We start from the raw sequence: 24,660 nt of genomic DNA on the forward strand, positions 1-24,660 counted from the left end.
AGCGATATGGGATTTTCAAGTAGGCGAGAGGCTTTAAAATTTGGAGCAAAAGTAGCACTTTTGGCTCTTGGCGGAGGCTTTGTTTGGTCGCTTAGTGCCAAAGCTTCGCCACTTATGCTTCTTAGGCCTCCTGGTGCAAAAGAAGAGAAGCAATTTTTACAAAGTTGCATTAGATGCGGGCTTTGCGTAGAAGCTTGTCCATTTGATACGCTAAAGCTCTCATCGCTAGAAGATGGCATAAGCATTGGAACGCCTTATTTTGAGCCTAGAAAAATTCCTTGCTATATGTGTGAAAATATCCCTTGTGTGCCAGCCTGTCCGACTGGAGCTTTGGACGTAAATTTAGTAAGCACAAAAGGCAAGCTTGACATAAATAAGGCCAAAATGGGTGTTGCGGTGGTTGATATGAAAAACTGCGTGGCATACTGGGGCATACAGTGCGATGCTTGCTATAGATCCTGTCCGCTCATAGATAAGGCCTTGTATCTTGAGTATCGCCGTAACGAAAGGACGCAAAAGCATGCCTTTTTACTTCCAGTGGTCGATAGCGACATCTGCACCGGATGTGGCCTATGCGAGCGAGCCTGTATCACTAAAAAAGCAGCCATTACCGTGCTAAACCGTGACGCGGTGCTTGGCAAAGTAGGCGATAACTACGTCAAAGGCTGGGTCAAAGAAGATGAAAGACGCATAGACGATGCAGACAGCAAAATAAAGCTTGACATTAAAAAAGCGACTGATTATCTAAATGGTGGTGAGCTATGAAATTTTTAATCTTAAGACGAATAACTCAAATTTCTATCCTAGCGCTATTTATCCTAGGAAATTTTTATGGAGTTAAGATACTTAGCGGAAATTTAAGCTCATCTTTGCTTTTTGGAAAAATTCCACTAAGTGACCCATTTGCTTTAGTTCAAATTTTACTTGCAAGCTTTAGTGCTGGCATAAATGCAATTATTGGAGCTGGCATTATCTTTGCATTTTACGCGCTAGTTGCTCCAAGAGCGTTTTGTTCGTGGATATGCCCAATAAATTTACTAACCGATATCGCTTTTAAACTAAGAGAGAAATTTGGCTTTAAGGGCGAAAAAGTCTTAAATGTGAGTAAAAATTTACGTTATTACTTGCTGGCTCTTGCTCTTATATTAAGCCTTGCTTTATCTTACCCGGTATTTGAGAGCGTTAGCTATATTGGCATTATTCAGCGTGGCTTTATTTACGGCTCGGCTAGTGCTTTAGGTATAGCGGTTGCGATCATTGCTTTTGATATGTTTGTGTTAAAGCGTGGTATTTGTTCGCACGTTTGTCCTCTTGGTGCCTTTTACGCCATCATCTCAAAATTTGCCCTAATTAGAGTAAAGCATGATGCCCAGGCTTGTACAAAATGTATGAAATGCAAGCTTATTTGCCCAGAGATGCAAGTGCTTGACATGATCGGTAAAGATAGCCGCTCGGTTAGCTCAAGCGAGTGCATAAGCTGTGGCAGGTGCATTGATGTTTGTGGAGATGGGGCTTTGAAATTTAGTATTAGAAATTTAAGGAGAGAAAAATGAAAATAAAAATAATGATGCTTGGAGGATTGTGTGCTGCGTTTTTTGCGGCATGTACTTTTAATAATCCAAGTATTAGTGATTCGCAAATCGGCTTTAGAAATATCGATTTGCTAGACGATAAAGACGTTGTATTAAAAGATGTGAACTACACAAAAGAGCCAGCCGGTATGTCAAAGAAATTTGATAGGTCTTTTGAAAATGCACCACCATTTATCCCACACGATACTGAGGGTTTAGTGCCTATCACAAAAGATATGAATATGTGCGTAACCTGCCATATGCCAGAGTTTGCAAAAGATAGTGGAGCAACACCGATACCATCATCTCACCTTTATGACATCAGAAATAAAAAAGATCTTGCAGGCAAGCTTGATGATGAAAGATATAACTGCACAACATGCCACGTTGAGCAACAAAATGGCGTAACGCAGCTTGTTGGCAATAAATTTAAGCCTGATTTTAGAGATAAAAACGGTACTCATAAATCAAACTTGCTAGATGTTTTAAACGATGGTGTTAAATAATGCAAAGCAGGCGAGAGCTTTTTAGTAAAATTTTGGGGGCAAAATCTGCTCCCAAATTTATAACTCCACCATTTTTTAGCGGTGAGTTTGACTGCGATGGATGCGATGCTAGCTGCGTAAATGCTTGTGAAAAAGAGCTTCTTAGCTTTGAAAATGAAAGGGTAGTTTTTAAAGTTAAAAAGCTGGGCTGTGACTTTTGCGAAGAGTGCGCAAAGGCTTGTGAGAGTCTTGGTAAGAAGACATTAAGCTTAAACTCACCAAAGAGTATAAATGCAAAAGTTAGCATCGATGTTTCTAGCTGTCTAGCATGGAACGATACAATCTGCTACAACTGCCTTGATGCTTGCAAATTTAAAGCAGTCGAATTTCTTGGCGTTTTTAGACCTATTGTTAATCAAAACTGCGTAAGTTGCGGCGAGTGCTTTGATGTTTGCTTTAAAAATTCACTTCAAATGGAGGCCTTATGAGAGCTTTGTTTTTTATTTTTTGTCTATTAAATTTTATCTTTGCAAGCGAGATCACCACTCCATACAAGCAAATAGAGGCTAGTGCAAATGTGCTAAGCACAACGCTAATAAATGGCAAACTCTTTATCGCGACTGATGGAGGGACGGTTGAAATTTATGATCCTAAAGAGTCTAAATTTGAAGAGATCATTAAGATGGATGATATAAAAACCTACGTTAGTGATCATGAAAGACCAAAAATTCTAAACGTTGATGAGTTAAACGGCAAGATACTCATCCTAAGCGAGGGTGACTATGCTACAAAGGTGCTTTATATAAGAGAAAATGGACAGATGAAAAGCATAAAAATACCAAATCAAGCAACAAAAAAGGCATTGTTTTTAGATAATGAGCATGTTGCGCTTGCTTCAATTAGCAATGAAATTTACTTTTTAAACCTAAAAAATGGCGAAATTTATGATAGCTTTAAAATTTCAATCGCGATGCTTTCAGATATGGAGATAAATGAAGATAGAAGCACGCTAGCTATCGCTTGCGAGAGTGGGAAGGTCTACTTTTATAACATAAAAGCTAAAAAAATGGATCAAATTTTAGACATTCATACAGACAATATCTACGACATCTCATATAAAAATGGCGTCATGATCAGCGGAGGTACCGACAGGATCGTGGGGATATTTTCAGCTGGAAGCCTAAAAAAGATAAATACCGGCTTTTTGGTCTATGGCGTCGGCCTTAGCGATGATGGCAGAGTGGCAGCCTATATGAGCGATGAGATGAGCGATGTAAATTTAGTTGATAGCAAAAGCTTAGAAAATATCGCAATGCTAAAAACTGGGCAAAGTACGATAAATAGCATAGTTTTTATAAGCGACAATGAAGTTGTAACTTCAGCCTATGAGAATAAAATTTTGTTTTGGAGAATTAAATGAATATTTCAAGTTTAATAGTTTATACGGACAATAAAAATGAAAGTGTAAAAAATGAGATAAAAAAGCTAAAAGAATGTGAAATAATAACCGACGCAGACGATAGAATCGTAGTGGTAGTTAGCTCAGATAGTATTGAAGATGAGATAAAAAATTTTAAAAAGATAGAAGCTATCAGTGGAGTAGTGAGTGTTGCGATGGTTTACAGCTATCAAGAAGATGCCGAAGAAAATAGGAAAAAGCTAGAAGAAAATGGCAAGATAAGTGAAATTTTAACAAGTGATGAGGTAAAGGCAGAGGATATTACTTATGGCGGCAGCGTGCATCATAGAGTGAAATAGTAAAACTTAAATTTTTAGCTTTTGCATTATCATTAAAATTTATAGCGCAAAAGCCCACCTTTTATATAGAGATTCTTAATAAATTCATTGCTAGTACTGCTTATATTTAATCAATTTTGTTTGACTTGTAGATTAAATTTATGTTCAATGGCTTAATTTAGATTTTTGGTGAAAAATCACTCAACAAGCATTAAAATCAAAAGTATAGCAAGTGAATTAAATTTTAGTTTAGAAGACCTTGAGATGATGCTTGCATAAAGAATTTTGGTAGGCCAGTTTTGGCTTACTAAATTTATAGCCTTAAGGTCTATCTTTGATCAAATTTAATAAATTTTCTCCAATGTTTTCATTTGTTAGATTTGAAATTTCTTTATAAAAATTTCCTTTTTTGTCTATTAAATATATTGAAGAGCTGTGGGCAACAGAGTAGCCCATGGCCGAGTTTTCAAGACGGACTTTTTGAAATTTTACACCGTAGGTTTTTGCCACTTCTTTTAAGGCGTTTAGTTTTAATCCATCGGCATCTTTGTAGAAATTTTTTGCCATTAGAGTTAAATTTTCAGGAGTATCGCGTTCAGGATCAAGCGTAATAAAAAGTAACTCAAAGTCATCTCTTTTTAGTTTATTTAGCTCATCGCCAATCAAAGAGAGCGCAGTAGGGCAGACATCGGGGCAAAAAAGATAACCAAAATATATAACTTTGTACTTTCCATCGTAATTTTTAAGACTTACTTCACCATTTTGCGAAAGTGCCTTAAAATCATACTTGTTTGGCTTTATTAGCAAAAGTGCAACACCTATACAAATTAAGATTATTATTAAGCCCCAAAATGCCTTTTTCATCATTACCCTCTATAATTTTAGATCAAGATCTACAAAAAAACCAGTTTCTTTTTCGTCATCAAGCACTTTAAATCTATATCTCATAAGCTCGACAACGCAAGCACTTAGCACTACTTGAGCAGTTAAGTTATCGCCTCTTGGCTCAAGTCTTGCTTTGATCGATCCCATATTCATATTTATGCCGTCTATCTCAAGACTAGGATTTTTTAGCCCTAAATTTTTACCGTTAATGATTTTAAAGCTAAAAGGTCTCATAGCATAAATAGGTCTTGGTGAGATGTCTATTTTTAGCTTTACGCCTTTAAATTCCATCTCACAAGGTTTATTGTTTAGATCACATTTTAAAGGATCTAGCGATGTGTTTACATCGGAAAATTCAGGTGGATCTTCCTTGCTTGTTGTCATAAGCTTATAGCCTATCGAAAAAGCGCCTAGAACAACAAAGATAAATGAAAAAATAATTATGATTTTTTTCATTATTTAAAGTTTTTAGTTACTCCGATATTATCAAGCTTTATACTTTCGCCATTGCTAAATTTTAGCTCTAAATCAACTTTATCACCATCTTTTAATGGTTTATTTAGATCCATAAGCATAATGTGTAAACCGCCAGGAGCTAGTTTTGTTTCACCATTTTTTGGAATCACTGCATCTTCGATTTGAACCATAGCCATCATACCATCATTCATTTTGTGAGTATGAATTTCTGTACTTTTGCAAACGCTTGAATGAGCGCCAATAAGCTTTACATCAGAATTTGAAGTATTTTTTATATCCATAAAAATTGCACTATTGTTTGTGCCAGGTTTTGTATCTCTAGCTCTAACATTTTCTAGGCTGATATCAGCCGCCATAAGAGCAGAAGCTGCAAGCATCGCACCAAAAACGATTTTTTTCATATTTTTCCTTTGTGATAAAATTAATAATGGTTTTCACATTATACATTTAGAACTACTTAATTTACCTTTAAAATCTAAAAATATAAATTTTTTAGGATATAATTACGGACTAAATTTTACTTTTTGGGATATTTCACTTGAAAAAAATTATATTTTTCTTCATCGCGTTGTCGCCTTGTCTTTTTGCCCAAAATTACGAAGAAATTTACTTAAAAAATGGCTCTGCTGCTGTTATTGATGCCATCGAAAAAAATATTTTAAGTAAGGATTACTGGCTAAAAAAGCTTGAAGGCAAGGATGTAAGATATGGGTATTATGACAATGAGATACTTCTAAGTGTAGTTGATAAAACTAAAAAGAAGCTTGAAGTGATCTCTTATAATGGCGGTATTACAAAAAAGCTTTTTAGCTCAAGTGTTATAGTTGGTAAAAATGGTGATAAGCTTCTTGAAGGCGATCTAAAAACACCGGTTGGAGTGTATCAGCTTACACGTAGATTTACGCCAAATGATAGATATCTTGGCCCACTTGCATTTTCGCTTTCATATCCAAATTTGCTTGATAAGCTTGCAAAGCGAAATGGCGGTGGCATTTGGATACATGGCTATCCACTTGATGGTCAAAGGACAGATGAGCTAAAAACAAAAGGCTGCGTGGCTATGCAAAATGATACTTTGATGAAATTCGATGATGTTGTGGATCACAAAAAAACACTTGCATTTATTTATGAAGATAAGCGTCCAGAAGCTAGTGCAAAAGATATTGCAGTGATCATTTCTGGACTTTTGGGCTGGAAAAAGACATGGAGCGAGAGCGACATTGAAAACTATCTTAAATTTTACGATAAAAACTTTGAACGATACGATGGTATGAGCTTGGAAAAATTTAAAAGTATGAAGCGGGCTATTTTTTCTAAAAAAGAGAAAAAACGCATTAGTTTTTCAAATTTTCTCATCACGCCTTATCCAAATCTTAAAAACGATAGGCTTTTTCGTGTGAGTTTTTATGAGGATTATGTTTCAGATACACATAAATTTGCTGGTCAAAAGACGCTTTATGTGAAGCTTTATAACGATGATATGAAAATTTTTATAGAGGAGTAAAAGTGGAAAAATCTCAAGAAGTAAAAGAAAAAATCGAAAAAATTTTAGAGGCAAGAGCTGCTTTTTTTGCTGAGCTTGACCGCCAAGTTCCAAAGAAAGATGGTACTGATGTTTTTGATTTTAGTAAAGTAAAAGAGGCTGATCTGAAAGAAATTTACGCTAAATTTTATGCATTTGACTACAACGTAAGAAAACTTTTACCGGATGTTTATACTGCTTTTAATGTGAATTTTAATGTCTGAAATACGCCTAAATAAAGCTTCATATATCCATAACCTCACTCAAATTTGTGCTAAAGCTGGTGGCAAAGAGAAAGTAATAGTTGTATTAAAAGACAATGCTTATGGCCATGGCGCAAGGCTTATTGCAAATGAAGCTAAAAAATTTGGCATAGAAATTTGTGCTGTAAAAAGTGAGTTTGAGGCAAATGAAATTTCTGACATATTTGAAAATATTCTCATTCTCTCGCATGTTCCAACCGGAAATGAAAGCAGCAAATTTATCTATGCGATAAACGACATAGACGCACTTTTAAAGATAAAAGAAAATACAAAAATCAACCTTGCAATTGACACTGGTATGCATAGAAATGGGCTTGATATAAGTGAGCTTGATTATGCGTTTGAAATTTTAACAAGAAGGAATTTGGAGTTTCTTGGAGCTTATACTCATTTTCGTGCAAGTGATGAGCTAAATACTGATTATTTCGTGCAAAGGGAAAATTTTAGGGCTGCAAAAGAGAAAATTTTAGCTCTTTGCGATGAGTTTGGTATAAAAAAACCGATCTTTCACTCTCACAACTCAGCTGCTCTTGAGAGAGCAAGTGAAATCGATGATGATATGGTGCGTATTGGTATTGCCCAGTATGGATACTCTCAGTTCAATGATAGTTTGGGGTTAAAGCCGGTACTTTCACTATGGGCAAAAAGAGTTAGCAGGCGCATTTTAAAAAGTGGTCAAGGTGTTGGATATGGCGCTAAATTTAGCGCAAAAGAAGATATAAATGTAGCCACCTATGATCTTGGATATGGCGATGGGTTACTAAGATACAATGGCTGTGGTGAGTTAAGACTTGCCAATAACGAGCCAATACTAGGCAAAATTTCTATGGATAGCTTTAGTTGTAAAGATAGCGGCGAGTGGGTCTGTGTCTTTGAGGATGCAAATATTTGGGCGAAATTTTTTGATACTATAAGTTATGATATTTTAGTAAAGCTCTCGCCAAACATCACTAGAAAATTTATATAAAGGAAATATGTGAAAAAGATCGTTTTATTAGCCCTTGCTAGCCTTGCTTTTGGTGTGCAAGAGAGTGAGTTTAAGATTTATGAGCAGATACTAAATCAGCTTGACACTAAGCAGATCCCAACCTTTGTCGTCCAAACTGCAAAGCCAAATTTACCAAGTAGGGTCGATGAGATGATTACGCTAAAAGATGTAAGTAGCAGCGGGCTAAACATACATGGCGAGTTTGTTTTAAACGAGACCAAGACAAAGAGGATAAAAGGCTACAACAAAGCTCAAATCTTAGCTTTAAAAGATGAGTTTTATAAAAATGGAAAAGATGCGCTTTGCAACTCAGGTATGGCTAGAGCTGTGCTAAATCGTGGCATCACTCTAAGTGGTAGTTACGGCTTTGAGGGTAGGCATTTTTTTGATATAAATTTGGATAAAAGTAGTTGCGAGTAGCCCTTTTTTTACTGTTTTTTTACTCACTTGCCCTGGCTCTTACGCCAGATATGGCAGCGAAAAATCATGCAACTTACTATAAAAAAAAGCTCCCATTTATCTGTACGCCAACACTTACGCTTAACGATATCTTGAATGTCGGTGATACGCTCATCTATAGATACGCCGTCAAACACGCAAGAAAGCAAGAGATCAAAAGGTTTGAGGAGAAAGAGCGTTTGGAATTTATCGAAGCTATCAAAAAAGAGAATTTGCGAACTGCTTGCAAAGATAAAGAGATCTTAAATATGCTAAGCATCGGTGTCGCCTTGGATGAGCTTTTTTATTCAGAAAATGGTGAGCTGATCTTTGAGTACACTATAGAAGATCGTGACTGCAAGAAATTGCAGTGAAATTTGGGGCTAAATTTCGGTTTTTTGGTTGTAAATTTGATATTTTTATAAATTTTAAAATTTTATTTACTTGCAAGAATCGACTACTAAAATTTGATTTTGCCCACCGCTTGGCTCAAATTTTAGATCCGAAATTACTCGCTCATAAAATTTAAAATTTCTTGTAAATGTCTAAATTTAAAGCCAAAAAAGATGGTAAAAAGAAGAAATTTAGCCCAAATTTCACTAAGGACTAAATTTTTACATGCCTCTTTTTATCTCTTGTTCAAGTCTTTCAAGCTCAGCAATCCTATCGCTAGTGCTTGGATGCGTTCTAAAAAGTACGCCAAGCTTGTTAGTTAGCGAGCCAAATGGATTTACGATAAACATATGAGCACTTTGCTCGCTTGCGTTTTGCATAACGTAAGAATTTGAGTAGCTCTCAAGCTTTCTTAGAGCGCTTGCAAGCCACTCTGGGTGTCCTGTTAGATAGGCTGCGCCTTTGTCCGCCTTGTACTCGCGCTCCCTTGAGATCGCCATTTGGATGATTGTGGCAGCTATTGGCATGAGTATAGCAAGTGCTAGCATAACGATGGCATTACCGCCACCTCTTCTTGAACCGCTGCTTTGCCCAGCAATACCACCAATCTTAGCAAAATTTGCAAGCATTGCGATAGCGCCAGCTAGTATGGCAGCGATTGAACCAGTTAGGATGTCGTAATGCCTTACGTGGCTTAGCTCGTGAGCTAGCACACCCTCGATCTCGTTTTCATTTAAAATTTTTAAAAGCCCCTCGGTTACTGCAACGGCTGCATGGCTTGGGTTTCTGCCCGTAGCAAAGGCATTTGGTACCTCTTCTGGTATGATGTAAATTTTTGGCATAGGCAAATTTGCCTTTTGTGTGAGACGAGATACGATCTCATAAAGCCCGTGAGCGTTACTCTCATCGACTGGGATAGCGTTATATCTTTTAAGCACCAGAGTATCACTAAAAAAATATGAAAAGATATTTGTGCCAGTTGCTATCAAAAAGGCGATCATCATGCCATACTCACCGCCAATATATCCGCCAACAGCGATAAAAATCAGCATTAAAGTAACCATTAAAAAAGCAGTTTTAAAAATTTCCATTTTTGTCCTTATTCTTTTATAGCATTTGGCAAGATCGCAGCGTCTATGTTAAATTTTGCAAGCTGTGCTAGCTCGCTCTCATCTTTTATCAAAACAGCTATAAGTACGTCAAATAAATAACTCTCAGCAATCTTTGCTAGATCTTTTGCAATGTCAATATCTGCAATAATAAATTTTGCTCCAGCCGCGTTTGCGATAATGGCTTCATTTGTATTCGTCACAAAAATGCTAAAGTTTGCTTCAGCTTCTAGCGCTCTTTTTATCAAATTTCTATCAAATTTAAAGAGATTTTGCCTACCGTTTGAAATTTCATCTTCGCTTTTGCAAAGAAATAGTGGCTCAAATTTGATCAGCTCATCACCCAAAATTTTCATCTCTCACCCTTTATACACTCTTTGCAGATATATTTTCCGTCTCTTAATACCATTTGATCGATGTCACTAAAGACACCGCATTTGCTGCACTCTTCGAAGTTACTGGTGCTTATCTTGTCGCTATTTTTTCTATTTTTAAAAAATATGATGTAAATCGCAACCAAAATCGCTACAAAAAGCAAGTATTTCAATGTTTTTCTCCATGTTTTTTGAAATTAAAATATATGTAGTTTCTATTTTTTTCATTATAAATTTGCGCGTCTATGCCTGAAATTTCATCCATAACGCTTGAGCCCTTGTAGATGAGAAATTTAGTATTTTCATCGTAAAATCCCTCGCAAATTTTTATAAGCTCTTTTGTCTTGCTAAGTGCCCTTGAGGTGATGAGATTAGCTGTAAATTTATCTGCAAGCTCGATCTTTTGGCTATGAACTTCTAAATTTTGCAAACCAAGCTCGATCTTAGCATAGCTTAGAAATGATGATTTTTTGGCTATTGGCTCAAAAAGGTGCCACTTTGTTTGCGGCATTGCGAGTGCTAAAAATATCGCTGGAAGGCCAGCTCCGCTACCAACATCGATCGCAGTTTTGGCACTTAGGTCAAAAATTTCAAGCGGCTTTATGCTATCAAGTACTTGCTCGCTTATGCTTTTATAATTGCTTAAGCTATGAATGGCATTAAATTTAGCAAAAATTTGAGCATAAGCCTTTACTTTTTCGTCAAAATCAGCTGGCAGACAAAGCTCATTTTTCATTACAAAATATGCCCCATTTGCTCTTTTTTTACACGAAGATAGTCTTCGTTAAACTTATTTGGTTTTATGATAATAGGTACGCGTTTTACGATCTTTGCCGACTTTAAACCATGAAGTTTTAGCGGATTGTTTGTGAGTAAATTTATCTCTTTTATGCCGTAGTGATTTAGGATAAAATCAACCACTTCGTATGTTCTCTCGTCAGCTTTAAAACCTAGCTGGTGATTGGCTTCTATCGTGTCAAGGCCCTTATCTTGAAGGCTATAGGCGTTTATTTTGTTTAAAAGCCCGATATTTCTGCCCTCTTGACGCAGATAGATGACCATGCCGCTATTTTCTTCGATATATTTTAGGCTCGCTTCAAGCTGGTCGCGGCAGTCGCACTTTAGGCTCCCGATCGCATCGCCAGTTAGGCATTCGGAGTGAATTCTAAGATTTACAACTTCGCTCAAAGGCTCTTTGTAGATCACGAGGTGCTCTTTTGCCCCTTCTTTGAAGGCTTGAACCTTATAAGTGCCAAATCTTGATGGTAGATTTGCCGCGTTTGAAATTTCTATTTTCATTTTAAATTTACTCCAACTGTGCTAAACTAGCTAAAAATCAAGCATTTTAACAAAGAAAAGGCAAAAATATGTTTAAACGTTTTAGAAGATTAAGAATAAATCCAGCTTTAAGAGACATGGTGCGAGAGACTAGCCTTAGCGTAAATGACTTCATCTATCCGCTCTTTGTAGTTGATGGCAAGGGCGTTAAAAACGAGATCGCTTCGATGCCAGGCGTTTATCAAATGAGTATCGATGAAATTTTAAAAGAGTGTGAAGAGATAGTAAATTTAGGCATAAAATCGATCATTTTATTTGGCATACCAAGCCTAAAAGATAGCGTTGGCAGCGACGCACTAAGCAACGACGGCATCATTGCAACTGCGCTTCGTGCCATAAAGGATAAATTTCCAAATTTATTTGTCATAACAGATCTTTGCTTTTGTGAATACACAGATCATGGCCACTGCGGCATAATCGACCACGTGCATAATACCATCGACAATGACGCAACGCTTGAAATCTCAGCTAAACAAGCCTTGATACACGCTCAAAATGGCGCCGACATGATCGCACCAAGCGGTATGATGGATGGTATCATCGCAACACTAAGAGAGGCGCTTGATAGTAATGGCTATGAAAATTTACCAGTGATGGCGTACTCGACTAAATTTGCTTCAGCCTACTATGGACCATTTCGCGATGTGGCACAAAGCGCTCCAAGCTTTGGTGATAGAAAGAGCTACCAAATGGACAGCGCAAACCGCCTTGAAGCTATAAATGAGAGCTTGCAGGACGAGGCACAAGGCGCTGATATCTTGATGGTAAAGCCAGCACTCGCCTATCTTGACATCGTTAGAGAGCTAAGAAATTTAACACTTCTACCACTTTGCGTCTATAACGTAAGCGGCGAGTACGCACTGCTAAAAGCTGGCGCAAAAGCTGGCATCATCGACTATGAGCGCGTTATGATGGAGACCTTGATCGGCTTTAAAAGAGCAGGGGCAAATTTGATCATCACCTATCACGCAAAAGAAGCGGCTAAAATTTTAAGGGGCTAAGATGAGGCACTTTTTGACGCTAAATGACTTTAGCAAAGATGAAATCGAGCAGATGATAAATTTAGCCCGCAAAATCAAAAAAGAGGCGAAGGCTAGAGAATTTAAGCCATACCTTAAGGACCAAAAGCTTGCGATGATATTTGAAAAAAGCTCGACTAGAACGAGAGTAAGCTTTGATGTGGGCATGCATGAGCTTGGCGGGTATGCGCTATTTTTAAGTAAAAATGATATACAAATAGGCCGCGGCGAGCCAATCCGTGACACTGCCAGGGTGATAAGCAGGATGTGTGACATGGCCATGCTAAGGGTCGATAAGCACGAGACACTAGAAGAATTTGCTAAATTTTCAAGCGTGCCAGTTATAAACGGCTTAAGCGATAAATTTCACCCAGTGCAGCTCATGGCGGATTATCTCACGATGCTAGAATTTAGCGCAGGAGAGAAGGTCGCGTACGTAGGAGATGGCAACAACATGACTCACTCGTGGCTCATGCTAGCCAGCAAGCTTGGCCTTGAGCTAAGAGTCGCCACGCCAAAAGGCTACGAAGTGGATGCAGAAATTTTAAAGATGGCTAATGAAAACGCAAAAATTTCAGGTGCGAAAATTTTTATCACAAATGATATAAAAGAAACAGTAGATGGTGCCGATGTAGTGACTACGGACACTTGGGTATCGATGGGGCAAGAGGCCGAGAAAGAAAAGAGGCTAAAAGATTTTGCTGGATACTGCGTGGATGAAAATTTGATGAGTTTAGCTAAAAAAGATGCGATATTTTTGCACTGCTTGCCAGCTTATAGGGGCTACGAGGTGAGCGAGGCAGTCTTTGAGAGACACGCGGATGAAATTTTTATCGAGGCTGAAAACAGACTTCATGCCCAAAAAGGTGTAATGGTCTGGCTAGATGAGAGAAGAAGATGAGCAAAGAGAAAAGTATATATGATGAGATAGACGAGATCGGCAATAGCCTTGGGCTAAGTAGCCCTGAAAAGACGATCTTTGAGATAGTTTCAACCAAAAATCCAAATGAGCATATTTTAAATTTAAAAAGTGGCTCTTGGGACTCAAAAGAACCGTGGTTTGGCATTGATGAAAATCAAAATTTACACACGGTAATCTCTGTAAAATCGCTTTCTGCTTTGATCGAGGCCTTAAAAGAGTCTCAAAAAGAAAATTTTGATCTAAGGCTTGAAAAGACGATCTGGCAAAATATACCAGTTGATTTTAGTGATGTTTGGGTGGTTGCTATGGATGAGATAAAAAAGATCGCAAGCGATAAAAAAAGTAGACAATTTAATATTGATCTTGACAAACTAGTAAAAAATATCAAAAAAGAGCACCCAAATTTATTTGTAGACATAAAAGAGGTGATTCAAATGGCAAGGAGTAGAGCAGATGATTGATTTTAGTGCTTATGTAAAGTATTCAAGGCCAGGGCCAAGATATACTAGCTATCCGACAGCACCAGAGTTTAGTGATCAATTTAGCTATGAGGCATATATAAAAGAGCTTGAAGGCCGTGATCTGAAGCGACCGCTTTCGCTTTATTTACACTTGCCATTTTGCAGAAGTGCTTGTTATTTTTGTGGCTGTAATGTCATCTATACTAGTAAAGAGGATCGCAAAGAGAAATATATAAGATATATAGAAAAAGAGCTTGAAATTTTAGCTCGCCACCTGGACACCAGCTCCGAGGTCTTACAGATGCATTTTGGTGGCGGTACACCGACATTTTATAACGCCGCTCAGCTTGATGAGATCATCAAACTTATCAAAGCTAAATTTAAAAATTTATCAAAAGAGGCTGAGATAAGTTGTGAGATAGATCCGAGATTTTTGACAAATGAGCAGCTTGACGTGCTCATATCTCATGGCTTTAACCGCATAAGCTACGGCGTGCAAGACTTTGATGAGAAGGTGCAAAAAGAAATTCATAGAATTCAGCCTTATGAGATCACCCAAAATGCTGTAAAAATGGCTAGAGAAAAGGGCATAAAATCAATCAATATGGACCTGATTTACGGCCTGCCTTATCAAAGTCTAGAGAGCTTTAAAAAGACGCTTGAACTAGCCCTTACACTTGATCCTGATAGGCTTGCGGTATTTAACTACGCTCATGTGCCATGGATAAAAAAATCAATGCGCAAATTTGATGAGACAACCTTACCAAATCCAGAAGTGAAGCTTGAAATTTTAAAATTTACAGCTGAGTTTTTAACTAAAAATGGCTACAAAATGATAGGTATGGATCACTTTGCAAAGCCAAATGATGAGCTTTTTAGCGCTCTTGCAAATGGTACTTTGCATAGAAATTTCCAAGGTTATACGACAAAGGGTGGCGCTGATCTTATTGGTATAGGCGTGACAAGTATCGGTGAGTGCAAAAGGCACTACGCACAAAATTATAAAGATATGGACGAGTATGAAAAGGCGATCGATAGTGGAAAATTGCCATATGCAAAGGGAATTTATCTAAGCGATGAAGATTTGCTTAGAAAGAGTGTGATTATGAACTTAATGAGTAATTTTGGGCTTGATATCAAAGCCATCGAGAATGAATTCCATATAAATTTCTTTGAACACTTTAAGGAAGAGCTTGAGGAGCTTAAAAATTTAAGCGAATTTGTCAATGTTGCAGCAGATAAAATCAGCGTAAATGAAACTGGAACACTGATAATACGAAATATTGCAATGTGTTTTGATGAATATCTAAAGAAAATTCCCGAGAATTTAAGGCGTTTTTCTAAAACTATATAAAAATTATTTTTTTGTCATAAGATATTTAAAATGCATTTAATATTTCTTGGTGTATAATTCGTGTCAAAATTTAAGTATAGACTTAATAATAAAAATAAGGTAAAAGGATCTTAGTTATGAAAAAGATGTTAGCAATTAGTGCTTTGGCAGCAACTGTACTGTCAGCTCAAGATGTTCCTTATAGGATTTTTCTAGCTTCATTTGCACAAGATGATAATCAGGCTAGAATTGATAGTGCTGTTAATAAAGTTAATAGTAAAATTTCTGATAGTAGGCTGACCACAGGTATCTATGAGGTTGGTGGACGAAAATTTTTATATGTTGACACAACTCCAGTCTCTGAGGATGAAGCTAATAGTCTATTAGTTAAAGTTCAAAACGAATCAGGCTATAAAGATGCTTTAATGAGAGCAAAAGCACCTGTGGCTGATACTCAAATAACAAAAAAATCTAATATAGAACAAGCTATATCAACTGAAGTAAAACCAGTAGCACAAGTTGATGATGGAGTTTTGACTTTAGATCAAGTTATAAAGACTATTTTAAATGAAAATCCAAGTTTAAAAGCTACAGAATTTAACTATCTACAAGTTGGTAAAGATTTAAAAATAGCAAAAAATGCCTATTATCCAACACTTGATGCTGCTGCTAGAGTGGGATATGAGAAAAAACGCCTTGATGATGGAGTTTCTACAAGAAGAGGAGATGGAAGAATTTCTGGTACATCTCTAACTTTGGTTGAAAATCTATACAATGGTGGTGCTGATAAAAATAGAATAAATTCTCAAAGTGCAAGGCTTGATTCAGCTGCTTATTCAGTAGCACAAGCTGCAGATAGACTTACATTAAATGCTACAAATGCTTACTTGCAAGTTCTTCAAACTAAGAGAATTTTAGACATTGAAGAAGAAAATGTAAAGAGTCATGAGGAAATTTATAGCCAAATTAAAGATAGAGCAAGGTCAGGTTATGGCGTAGCTTCTGAAGAGAGACAAGCTGGATCACGCTATACTTTAGCTCAATCAAACTATACAGCTGCTAAAAATAACTATGAAGATGCACTTTCTACATTTGAGAAATTATATGGAAAAAAAGTTGCAGCTAAAAATTTAGTAATGCCTGAGTTTAGCCTTCCTTTGCCTAGCACAAAAGAGGCTGTTTATAACAAAGCAATTCTTTGCAACCCATCACTTTTAGTTCAAAAATCAAATATTGCTATGGCAGAGTCAGTTGTAAAAGAGAAAAATGCGCCATTCTTACCAAAACTAGATCTTGTTGTATCTGGTGCGTATGATCATTCAAATGTTTTATATGACAATTATGAAGAACAAACATTTGACGCACTTTTAAGACTAAACTATAACCTTTACAATAAAGGTAATGATAAACTAGATAAAGAAAAAAGCCAGCTTGCTGTTCAACAAGAGCAACAAACTTTGGATAATCTTATAAGAGAGCTTAAAGAGTCTTTGGAATTTTCATGGCAAAATTATGTTCTTAACCAAGAAAAAATGGGATATCTAAATCAACACGTTGAATATGCTAAAGCTACACTTGATGCTTATCAGGATGAATTTAGAATCGGTCGTCGCGATCTTATAAACTTGCTTGATGCTGAAAATGAATATAACTCTGCATTAAAAGAGATTGCTACAACTGAGACAGCACTATCTTATGCGAAATACAGACTATTAGATAATATGGGAATGATCTCAGATAGCTTTGAACCAGGTTTTGCGAAGAGATACATTCAAGGTGCTTGCAGCATTCAAAACGATTTAAGATAAAAATGTAAAAAGTAATGACCATGAGGGTCAAGACAAATTTTTGGACGCTTATTGCAAGCGTCCTTTTTTTATTATTAGCAAGTGCTATTGGAGATTTTATAAAATCAACAACTATAGCAAAGGTAGCTAAAATTTATGGAGAAGATGCAAGAAGAAGGGCTTCTGCTCTAAATTCTTTAATGACTTCATTGCAAGATGCAACTGAACAAGAGAAATTAATAAAAGTAAATGACTTTTTTAACTCTTTTAGATGGGTTGATGATATGCAGCTTTGGCACAAAAAGGATTATTGGGCTACTAGAATGGAATTTATAGGAAAAGGTGCTGGTGACTGCGAAGACTACGTTATTGCAAAATATTTTACACTAAAGCAGCTAGGAATTCCAACTCAAAAATTATACTTCACATATGTTAAAGCCCTAAGATACAATCAAGCTCATATGGTTTTGGCATACTACGATACACCAAAATCTATTCCATTAATTTTAGACAACATAAATGGTAAAATAAAAATCGCAACTCAAAGAACAGACCTTGTTCCAGTTTATAGTTTTAATGGTGATTCGCTATACTTGGCAAAACAAGAAGGTCTTGGTCAAGCAATACCAGGTGGAAATAAAAAACAAAATCCTAAGTGGATGGAACTAATAGATAGGATAGGAAAAGAGGATTTATGACGCTATTTAAACAAATTATGATCGCCGTGATAACTTTTGGTATCATGATTTTTATGGCTGTTGGCTACTTAAATTTTAAGAGCCTAAATGGATATATTAATGACCAGCTTGGTGAAAATGCAAGACATACAGCAAATTCGCTTGGACTTGCTTTAAAGCCTATTATCGATCCAGATGACATGTCCTTGGCTCAAACAATGATAAATTCTATGTTTGACAGCGGTAGATACAAGCTTATTAAACTTGAAGATGTTGATGGCAAGGTTCTTATTGAAAATTCTCAACAAACTGTTGTTAAAGATATTCCCGAGTGGTTTTACAAAATAGCTAAGTTTGAAGCGCCAATAGCAGATAGCGAGATTATGACTGGCTGGGCAAAATTTGGCACGCTTTATGTTCAAGGTAGCACCGCACTTGCCTACAATGAGCTTTATACTAACTCAAAAAATATTTTTAATTTTCTTCTTCTAATGATAATTGTCACTCTCGTGGTGGCATATTTCGCTCTAAAAGCTATTTTTAGACCGCTTATGAAGGTTCAAGATCAGGCTGAGGCCATACTTGATAATAAATTTATTATTCAGAAAAGAATTCCATTTACAGCTGATCTTAAAAAAATGGTTCTAGCTATGAACTCTATGGTTAGTAAAGTAAAAGACATTTTTGAGAGAGAGGCAGCCACACTTAGTAAGTATCAAGAACTTTTATATAAAGATACAATGAGCGGTGCTAATAACAGAAGATTTTTTCAAACTAAATTTAGTGAGTATCTAGCAAGTGAAGAATATTCAAGTGGTGTTGCTTTACTTGTTAGTTTTAAAGATCTAATAAATTTAAAAAGTACGCTTGGCTTTGAAAAATGGCAAAGCGTTATAATGAAAATAGCTCAAATTTTACAAGAAAAATCAATCCATAATGATAAAAATGCGATTGTTGCAAGGCTTAACGATAATGATTTCATTGTACTTTCGTATGGTAGAAATTCATCAAATTTCTTGGCTCTATGTGATGAAATTATGAACGAGTTTAAAAAGCTTTATGCAAATTTTGCACTAAATGATAGCGAGTATCCAGTAAATGCTGCGATAGTTGAGTATTCACCAAATACTGATATCAAGACACTTCTTACTTCAGCTGACGTTACATTGGCTAGCTCAAGACTTGCTGGAAGCTTTACATATAAGGTATTTAATGAAAATCAAAATACTTTAGTGATTGGTAAAGAGAAGTATAAAGAGCTTATTTTTGACTCAATAAAAGAAGATGAATTTAAATTCGCAGCTCAAAAAGTGATTGATCTTAATTCAAATTTTGAGCAGTATGAGCTTTATTTGAGGCTTGTTGATAAAGATGGTGTATGGCGTATGGCCTCATATTTCATGCCGATGGTAAATGAGCTAAATTTAGGTGCAATGCTTGATCTTCATATCTTAAATAGAGTAGCCAGAATTTTACCAGAGAATATCTTACCAAGTGGCAACTTGGCCATAAATTTGGGAAAAGAGATATTAAATTCAGATGAAAATTTTTCAAAACTTGAAGCTACACTTAAAAAGATAAGTCAAATTTCAAAATATAAAAACTATATAGAAATTCCAAATAAAGACGATATTAGCATGGAAAGTATAGTTAAGCTTACTAAAAAATTAAAAGAACTTGGCTTTGGATTTGGTTTTGACCACTTCGAGCTTAATGCAAAAGGTATCGAGAAGCTAAAAGAATTTAACCCTGATTATGTAAAAATTCAGTCAAATGTCTTAATCGACTTCTTAAGTGATAAGTCAGGAGTAAATACAAAACAATCGCTTGACGTTGTTTTAAGCTCAAAAGACATTATTTTGATCGCAATTGGTGTTGAAGGCGAAGAGCAGAAGAAAAAGCTAATTGATCTTGGCATTAAAAATATGCAAGGAATTTATATAGATGAAATTAAGAACATTGGATGATAGATGCATAGTGATAAGATAAAAGATGAACTGCTTCAATGTTTGGTTATTTTTACCAAGCTTCATAATAATCCATATAGTGCTGATGCTTTAACTATTGGCTTGCCAGTAAAAGATGGCGATGAAATTGAGCTTTTTTCACTTAAAAGCTCAAGGTCTTTATTTTCTCGTGCTGCTTCTCGTGCTGGCTTTGCTTCTACTCTTGTAAGAAAAGATCTTGAACAAATCTCTCCTTTAGTTTTACCTTGCATTTTAATGCTTAGAGGCAAAAAAGCTTGCATCTTGCAATCTTTTAGTAAAGATAAAAAGACAGCAAATATCATAACACCAGAACTTTCAACTGGTACTAGCACGATAGAAATAAGTAAATTAAAAGAAGAATATTTAGGCTATGCATACTATCTAAAGCGCGAGTTTGTTCCAGAGGATACTAGCTCAACAAAGCTAATTGATGCGGGCAATGACCACTGGTTTTGGGGAACTCTAAAACGTTCAAAAAAGATTTATTTTGATGTTGTTCTTGCAAGTTTTATTATAAATTTATTTGTTCTTGCTAGTCCGCTTTTTACGATGAATGTATATGACCGTGTCGTGCCAAATAATGCGGTTGAGACACTTTGGGTCTTAGCACTTGGCGTAAGTGTAGTTTATGGCATAGATCTTTTTTTAAAATTTGTAAGATCATATTTTCTTGAGATCGCTGGTAAAAAGAGCGATATCATAATGAGCTCTATTTTATTTGAGCGCGTTATGGATATGAAGTTTAGCAATAAACCAAAATCTGTTGGCTCATTTGCTAGTAATCTAAAAGAGTTTGATACGGTTAGAAATTTCTTCTCATCAGCCTCATTGGCAGCCATTGTCGATCTTCCATTCGCGATCATTTTCTTGATAGTTACTTATTTTATAGGAAGCTATATCGTACTAGTGCCAATTATTATCATGATAGCTATTTTATGTTATACATTCTTTATAAAAGATCCACTTCAAAATGCTATTAAGAGTACATTTGAGGCTTCGGCTATAAAAAATGGAATTTTAATAGAGAGCCTTAGCAGTCTTGAAACCATCAAAACTCTTGGTGCTAGTGGCCATATACAATGGAACTGGGAAGAGGCAACTGGTGAGATAGCAAATAGAAGCATTAAATCAAAAATTATCACAACTTCGATAACGACTGTTACATCTTTTTTAGTGCAATTAAATACTATTGCTATCATCGTTCTTGGTGTCTATATGATACAAGATACGCATCTTACAATGGGTGGTCTTATCGCTGCGGTTATGCTTAGCTCTCGCGCTATCGCTCCTATGGGACAAGTAGCTTCACTAGCTGCAAATTTTGAGCAGACAAAAACAGCCTATCAAAGTCTTAGTAAGATTATGCAAATGCCTGTTGAAAGGCCAGAGGGTAAAAAATTTGTTAGAAGAAATTCTTTTGATGGAAAGATTGAGTTTAAAAATGTAAGCTTTACATATCCAGATACCACAAAAGGTTCGCTTGATAGGATAAATTTTGTTATTCAGCCAGGTGAAAAAGTTGGCATTATAGGCAAAAATGGCTCCGGAAAAACTACTTTGCAAAAGCTCATTTTGGGACTTTACTCACCAACCGAAGGCTCAGTGCTAATCGATGGTATTGATATTAATCAAATCGATCCAGCCGATCTTAGGCGAAACATCGGCTACGTTCCGCAAGATGTTGTGCTTTTTAAAGGAACGGTTAGAGAAAATATTGTTCAAAAAGCACCATATGTTGATGATATTCAGATTATAAAAGCAGCCAAAGTAAGTGGAGTTGATGAATATGTAAATGCTCATCCGCTTGGATTTGACATGCCAGTTTTTGAAAGAGGCGATGGCATAAGTGGTGGACAGCGTCAAAGCATAGCTGTGGCTAGGGCATTTTTGCTAGATAGTCCTATTATTTTGCTTGATGAGCCAACAAATTCTCTTGATAATACGGTTGAAAATAAGTTAAAAATAAATTTAAAGACAAATACAGCAAATAAAACGATGCTGCTTGTCACGCATAGGACGTCGATGCTAGATCTTGTTGATAGACTTATAGTTATGGACAATGGCAAAATTTTATTGGACGGACCAAGAGATGAAGTTTTAGCAAGACTTAGTGGGAAGTGATCATGCAAGAAGATATCAAGAATAAACAAAATGAAAATCCAAAAACTGAAAAAAGATTAATTTCTGAAAATAACATAAAAGAACAAGAGGAAGCTAGTAATAAAATTTTAAATAGTGTAGATGATATAAAGTCGAATCTTCAAACAAAAAATTATGATGCTTATGATTTGAAATTTATGTCAAGTCTTTCTGAGGCTGTTTTGGCTAAAGCCCCATCAACATCTAAAAAGATACTCTATACGGTTGCTATAACTATGTTTTGGCTTCTTGTTTGGGCCTCTTGGGCACAAATAGATGAGATCACAAGAGGTAGTGGTAAGATCATCCCGTCTGGAAAAAACCAAGCGATACAAAATCTCGAAGGCGGTATAGTCGATCAAATTTTTGTAAAAGAGGGTGACGAAGTTAAGAAAGATCAAATTCTAATAAGGCTAGATAATAAAAATTTTACGAGTAGTTATGGTGAGTCAAAACTAAGACTTGATGAACTTCAAGCAAAATTTATGAGACTTGATGCTGAGGCAAATGATAAGGAATTTGACTACGATGAAGCTAGAGATGCGAACAATAGCAAAGCCATAAGATATGAGCTAAGTTTGCATAGTTCAAATATCGATCACTTAAATGAACAGATAGGAATTTTAACAGAGCAAATTCATCAACGCCAGAGTGAATTGGTCGAACTAAAAAATAAAATTTCTCAAACTCAAAATAGCTATAATCTTGTTCTAAAAGAAAAGGCTATTATGGAGCCAATCTTTAAAAAAGGTCTTGTTAGTGAGGTTGAATACATCCAGCTTCAAAGACGAGTAAATGATCTAAGAGGTGAGCTTGATGCTGCCGTTCTTGCCGTACCAAGAGTTGAATCAACTATAAAAGAAGCGAAAAATAAGATCGAAGAAGCAAAACTTGCTTTTAAAAACAATGCAAAAAAAGAGCTAAATGAGGTTTCGGCAGAGATTGCAAGGATAAATGAATCACAAATCAGTCTAAGCGATAGAGTAGAAAGAACATATGTAAGATCTCCAGTAAATGGTATTGTCAGCAAAATGATGGTTCATACCGTATCAGGAGTTATCAAGCCTGGTGAAAATATTGCCGAGATCGTTCCTCTTGAGGATAAATTGGTTGCTGAAGTAAAAGTAAAACCAGCTGATGTTGCATTTTTGAGACCTGGGCTTGATACGATGGTTAAATTTACGGCCTATGATTTTAGTATTTACGGTGGTTTAAAAGGCAAAGTAACGCAGATTAGTGCCGATACGGAGACTAATGAAAAAACTGGCGAGAGCTATTATTTGGTCAGGATAGAAACTGAGAAAAATTATCTTGGTAGCGAAGAAAAACCGCTTAGAATAAAAGTTGGTATGATAGTCTCAGCTGATATCATTACCGGCAAAAAGACAATACTTGATTATTTATTAAAGCCTATTTTGAAGGCAAAACAAAATGCCTTAACGGAGAGGTAATGGGCAAGATCGCTTTTTATGATAAGAAATTTGGTGAATACGACATTGAAAAATTTCAAAATTTACAAAATTTCTATCTCATAAAAGATGATTATTGCTGCGATATAGTTAATGATGAAATTGAACGATTTAAATTTAGTGATTGTGAAATAGAATTTTTACAATTAGTAGATGTTGCTAGTAGACATAAAAAACTATTTGAAAATATAAAAATTCAAGATGATATAGTAAGAAGCATTAAAATTTTAATAAAAGGCTATGACCAGAGTTTGGATAAATTTGACTTTGATCCTGGAATTTTAAATTTAAATACTCCTTATAAATATGCTATATCACAAGATTTTTTCGAAATGACCATTCTTTTAGAAGAAAAACCTTCTGTGGTTACTAAATTTTTCTCATCAATAGATTACAAGATATACAAAAATGGCGAAAGTCGTCACGTAGAATTTTTTATAAATAATAAAAAAATTTATGAAAGAATCATATAAATAATCCAAGGAAAGGTAATGCAAGTTATTTTATTTACACAAAATAGTGCATTAAACAATATTTGGAGAAGCTATTTTACTGGCAATAGCGATGTGAAATTTATACATAATAGAAAAGAGTTTTTTTCTTATATAAATGATGATGTTGATATTATAGGCATTGATATTGATATTTTTAAAGATAATATTGATGATGTTATAAAAAATATAATTGAAAAATCACCAAATATAAAAATACTCATACTCTCAAATAGGCCAACGATAAACGAAGGCAAGCATCTGCTTACGCTTGGAATCAAGGGCTATGCAAATTCTCACATGAGAAAGACACACTTTGAAGATGCTTTTGAAACCATTTTTAATGGAAATATATGGCTTTACCAAGAATTTGTTCAGGCAATGATTAGTGAGCTAACCGGCTCATATATTAATAGCGAAAGTGAAAAGGTAGACAAAAAGACTGATCTCTCTGAGCTTAGTTCAAGGGAAAGAGAAATTGCAGATTTAATCTATCAGGGTCTAACAAATAATGAAATTTCAGAAAAAACAGGCATTACACTAAGGACGGTCAAGGCACATACAAGCTCAATTTATAGTAAGCTAAATGTAAAGGATAGAATAGGACTTGTGCTTTTAATGAAACAGCTTGACGCATAAAATCTTGATTTATTTTTGTGAGAAATTTAAAATCCTTCTTCAAAAACTATAAATTTTTATATATGCGCCTATAAGAAATACATACACAACTTTTACTGGCTAAAGAATAAAATAAATAAAAAATTCTAGCAAATTTATTAATAGCCGAGATAAGA

Annotated in this window: 30 protein-coding genes; 22 read left to right on the plus strand and 8 right to left on the minus strand. The window is 35.6% G+C overall.

The window, feature by feature from the left end:
- The first annotated feature begins 6 nt into the window (after nucleotides 1-6).
- Genes napG through B9N66_RS03080 form a run of 6 tightly spaced genes read left to right on the plus strand, consistent with a single transcriptional unit; the run spans nucleotide 7 to nucleotide 3,814 of the window.
- Nucleotides 7-765 carry a ferredoxin-type protein NapG gene (gene napG / locus B9N66_RS03055; RefSeq protein ID WP_021090635.1) on the plus strand — a complete coding sequence of 253 codons (759 nt, stop codon included), beginning with the start codon at nucleotides 7-9 and terminating at the stop codon, nucleotides 763-765.
- Entirely contained in the window at nucleotides 762-1,553 is a 792-nt protein-coding gene (napH, locus tag B9N66_RS03060) for a quinol dehydrogenase ferredoxin subunit NapH (protein ID WP_087579839.1), read from the plus strand. Before napG ends, napH begins: the two co-directional genes overlap by 4 nt.
- A complete protein-coding gene (locus B9N66_RS03065) occupies nucleotides 1,550-2,077 on the plus strand; it encodes a nitrate reductase cytochrome c-type subunit (RefSeq protein WP_072594841.1) in 528 nt (175 codons plus the stop codon). Before napH ends, B9N66_RS03065 begins: the two co-directional genes overlap by 4 nt.
- The gene (locus tag B9N66_RS03070; protein ID WP_085657577.1) at nucleotides 2,077-2,544 is read left to right on the plus strand and encodes a 4Fe-4S ferredoxin; all 468 of its coding nucleotides are present in this window, start codon (nucleotides 2,077-2,079) and stop codon (nucleotides 2,542-2,544) included. Before B9N66_RS03065 ends, B9N66_RS03070 begins: the two co-directional genes overlap by 1 nt.
- A complete protein-coding gene (locus B9N66_RS03075) occupies nucleotides 2,541-3,476 on the plus strand; it encodes a WD40 repeat domain-containing protein (protein WP_087579840.1) in 936 nt (311 codons plus the stop codon). The genes B9N66_RS03070 and B9N66_RS03075 overlap by 4 nt, the downstream gene beginning before the upstream one ends.
- Complete coding sequence (locus tag B9N66_RS03080) at nucleotides 3,473-3,814, plus strand: chaperone NapD (protein WP_072594844.1); 342 nt, start codon at nucleotides 3,473-3,475, stop codon at nucleotides 3,812-3,814. Before B9N66_RS03075 ends, B9N66_RS03080 begins: the two co-directional genes overlap by 4 nt.
- A 300-nt stretch (nucleotides 3,815-4,114) precedes the next feature.
- Here the strand turns inward: B9N66_RS03080 and B9N66_RS03085 are convergent, their stop codons facing one another.
- The 3 genes from B9N66_RS03085 to B9N66_RS03095 are packed head-to-tail and all read right to left on the minus strand — an operon-like array spanning nucleotide 4,115 to nucleotide 5,556.
- Nucleotides 4,115-4,657, minus strand: a complete 543-nt coding sequence (locus B9N66_RS03085) for an SCO family protein (RefSeq protein ID WP_054196383.1) — start codon at nucleotides 4,655-4,657, stop codon at nucleotides 4,115-4,117.
- A gap of 9 nt (nucleotides 4,658-4,666) precedes the next feature.
- Nucleotides 4,667-5,134 (minus strand): hypothetical protein, encoded by a 468-nt coding sequence (locus B9N66_RS03090; protein ID WP_087579841.1) that lies wholly within the window; start codon nucleotides 5,132-5,134, stop codon nucleotides 4,667-4,669.
- Nucleotides 5,134-5,556 carry a copper chaperone PCu(A)C gene (locus tag B9N66_RS03095; protein WP_087579842.1) on the minus strand — a complete coding sequence of 141 codons (423 nt, stop codon included), beginning with the start codon at nucleotides 5,554-5,556 and terminating at the stop codon, nucleotides 5,134-5,136. Before B9N66_RS03095 ends, B9N66_RS03090 begins: the two co-directional genes overlap by 1 nt.
- Before the next feature lie 137 nt (nucleotides 5,557-5,693).
- Here B9N66_RS03095 and B9N66_RS03100 point away from each other — a divergent pair, with 137 nt between their 5' ends.
- From B9N66_RS03100 to B9N66_RS03120, 5 genes are read left to right on the plus strand one after another with little or no spacing between them, the layout of a single operon-like run.
- Nucleotides 5,694-6,659, plus strand: a complete 966-nt coding sequence (locus tag B9N66_RS03100) for a L,D-transpeptidase family protein (protein ID WP_021090919.1) — start codon at nucleotides 5,694-5,696, stop codon at nucleotides 6,657-6,659.
- Between the two features lie 2 nt (nucleotides 6,660-6,661).
- On the plus strand, nucleotides 6,662-6,901 hold the full coding sequence (gene cmeU, locus B9N66_RS03105) for a CmeU family protein (protein WP_021091016.1): 240 nt from the start codon (nucleotides 6,662-6,664) through the stop codon (nucleotides 6,899-6,901).
- Complete coding sequence (locus B9N66_RS03110) at nucleotides 6,894-7,907, plus strand: alanine racemase (RefSeq protein ID WP_087579843.1); 1,014 nt, start codon at nucleotides 6,894-6,896, stop codon at nucleotides 7,905-7,907. The genes cmeU and B9N66_RS03110 overlap by 8 nt, the downstream gene beginning before the upstream one ends.
- Nucleotides 7,908-7,916: 9 nt before the next feature.
- Nucleotides 7,917-8,348 (plus strand): hypothetical protein, encoded by a 432-nt coding sequence (locus B9N66_RS03115; protein WP_054196386.1) that lies wholly within the window; start codon nucleotides 7,917-7,919, stop codon nucleotides 8,346-8,348.
- Nucleotides 8,349-8,398: 50 nt separating this feature from the next.
- Complete coding sequence (locus tag B9N66_RS03120) at nucleotides 8,399-8,740, plus strand: hypothetical protein (RefSeq protein WP_180382055.1); 342 nt, start codon at nucleotides 8,399-8,401, stop codon at nucleotides 8,738-8,740.
- 240 nt (nucleotides 8,741-8,980) lie between these two features.
- Here the strand turns inward: B9N66_RS03120 and htpX are convergent, their stop codons facing one another.
- Genes htpX through ribA form a run of 5 tightly spaced genes read right to left on the minus strand, consistent with a single transcriptional unit; the run spans nucleotide 8,981 to nucleotide 11,541 of the window.
- Nucleotides 8,981-9,850: a zinc metalloprotease HtpX gene (htpX, locus tag B9N66_RS03125; protein WP_087579845.1), complete on the minus strand. Its 870-nt coding sequence runs from the start codon at nucleotides 9,848-9,850 to the stop codon at nucleotides 8,981-8,983.
- A gap of 8 nt (nucleotides 9,851-9,858) precedes the next feature.
- The gene (locus B9N66_RS03130) at nucleotides 9,859-10,224 is read right to left on the minus strand and encodes a hypothetical protein (RefSeq protein ID WP_087579846.1); all 366 of its coding nucleotides are present in this window, start codon (nucleotides 10,222-10,224) and stop codon (nucleotides 9,859-9,861) included.
- On the minus strand, nucleotides 10,221-10,415 hold the full coding sequence (locus B9N66_RS03135; protein ID WP_084108385.1) for a hypothetical protein: 195 nt from the start codon (nucleotides 10,413-10,415) through the stop codon (nucleotides 10,221-10,223). Before B9N66_RS03135 ends, B9N66_RS03130 begins: the two co-directional genes overlap by 4 nt.
- On the minus strand, nucleotides 10,412-10,978 hold the full coding sequence (gene rsmG, locus B9N66_RS03140; protein WP_087579847.1) for a 16S rRNA (guanine(527)-N(7))-methyltransferase RsmG: 567 nt from the start codon (nucleotides 10,976-10,978) through the stop codon (nucleotides 10,412-10,414). The genes B9N66_RS03135 and rsmG overlap by 4 nt, the downstream gene beginning before the upstream one ends.
- On the minus strand, nucleotides 10,978-11,541 hold the full coding sequence (ribA, locus tag B9N66_RS03145; RefSeq protein ID WP_087579848.1) for a GTP cyclohydrolase II: 564 nt from the start codon (nucleotides 11,539-11,541) through the stop codon (nucleotides 10,978-10,980). The genes rsmG and ribA overlap by 1 nt, the downstream gene beginning before the upstream one ends.
- A gap of 68 nt (nucleotides 11,542-11,609) precedes the next feature.
- Between ribA and hemB the strand changes: the two genes are divergently transcribed.
- The 11 genes from hemB to B9N66_RS03200 all read left to right on the plus strand — a co-directional run bounded on the left by hemB (nucleotide 11,610) and on the right by B9N66_RS03200 (nucleotide 24,505).
- On the plus strand, nucleotides 11,610-12,581 hold the full coding sequence (gene hemB, locus B9N66_RS03150) for a porphobilinogen synthase (RefSeq protein ID WP_087579849.1): 972 nt from the start codon (nucleotides 11,610-11,612) through the stop codon (nucleotides 12,579-12,581).
- Nucleotide 12,582: 1 nt separating this feature from the next.
- On the plus strand, nucleotides 12,583-13,500 hold the full coding sequence (gene argF, locus B9N66_RS03155; protein ID WP_087579850.1) for an ornithine carbamoyltransferase: 918 nt from the start codon (nucleotides 12,583-12,585) through the stop codon (nucleotides 13,498-13,500).
- Nucleotides 13,497-13,982 (plus strand): DUF2603 domain-containing protein, encoded by a 486-nt coding sequence (locus B9N66_RS03160; RefSeq protein WP_087579851.1) that lies wholly within the window; start codon nucleotides 13,497-13,499, stop codon nucleotides 13,980-13,982. The genes argF and B9N66_RS03160 overlap by 4 nt, the downstream gene beginning before the upstream one ends.
- Complete coding sequence (gene hemN, locus B9N66_RS03165; RefSeq protein ID WP_087579852.1) at nucleotides 13,975-15,336, plus strand: oxygen-independent coproporphyrinogen III oxidase; 1,362 nt, start codon at nucleotides 13,975-13,977, stop codon at nucleotides 15,334-15,336. Before B9N66_RS03160 ends, hemN begins: the two co-directional genes overlap by 8 nt.
- Before the next feature lie 116 nt (nucleotides 15,337-15,452).
- Nucleotides 15,453-17,123 (plus strand): TolC family protein, encoded by a 1,671-nt coding sequence (locus tag B9N66_RS03170; RefSeq protein ID WP_087579853.1) that lies wholly within the window; start codon nucleotides 15,453-15,455, stop codon nucleotides 17,121-17,123.
- Between the two features lie 20 nt (nucleotides 17,124-17,143).
- The gene (locus B9N66_RS03175) at nucleotides 17,144-17,800 is read left to right on the plus strand and encodes a transglutaminase-like cysteine peptidase (RefSeq protein WP_141083430.1); all 657 of its coding nucleotides are present in this window, start codon (nucleotides 17,144-17,146) and stop codon (nucleotides 17,798-17,800) included.
- Nucleotides 17,797-19,746 carry a bifunctional diguanylate cyclase/phosphodiesterase gene (locus tag B9N66_RS03180; RefSeq protein WP_087579854.1) on the plus strand — a complete coding sequence of 650 codons (1,950 nt, stop codon included), beginning with the start codon at nucleotides 17,797-17,799 and terminating at the stop codon, nucleotides 19,744-19,746. Before B9N66_RS03175 ends, B9N66_RS03180 begins: the two co-directional genes overlap by 4 nt.
- Nucleotides 19,747-19,749: 3 nt before the next feature.
- On the plus strand, nucleotides 19,750-21,888 hold the full coding sequence (locus B9N66_RS03185) for a type I secretion system permease/ATPase (protein WP_087579855.1): 2,139 nt from the start codon (nucleotides 19,750-19,752) through the stop codon (nucleotides 21,886-21,888).
- Nucleotides 21,889-21,890: 2 nt separating this feature from the next.
- Entirely contained in the window at nucleotides 21,891-23,357 is a 1,467-nt protein-coding gene (locus B9N66_RS03190; RefSeq protein ID WP_087579856.1) for an HlyD family type I secretion periplasmic adaptor subunit, read from the plus strand.
- Nucleotides 23,357-23,848: a DUF5416 family protein gene (locus tag B9N66_RS03195; protein ID WP_087579857.1), complete on the plus strand. Its 492-nt coding sequence runs from the start codon at nucleotides 23,357-23,359 to the stop codon at nucleotides 23,846-23,848. The genes B9N66_RS03190 and B9N66_RS03195 overlap by 1 nt, the downstream gene beginning before the upstream one ends.
- Before the next feature lie 18 nt (nucleotides 23,849-23,866).
- Nucleotides 23,867-24,505, plus strand: a complete 639-nt coding sequence (locus B9N66_RS03200) for a response regulator transcription factor (protein ID WP_087579858.1) — start codon at nucleotides 23,867-23,869, stop codon at nucleotides 24,503-24,505.
- Nucleotides 24,506-24,660 lie beyond the last annotated feature (155 nt).

Origin of the sequence: Campylobacter concisus, from assembly GCF_002165775.1 — a bacterium.
GTDB classification, from domain to species: Bacteria; Campylobacterota; Campylobacteria; order Campylobacterales; family Campylobacteraceae; genus Campylobacter_A; species Campylobacter_A concisus_E.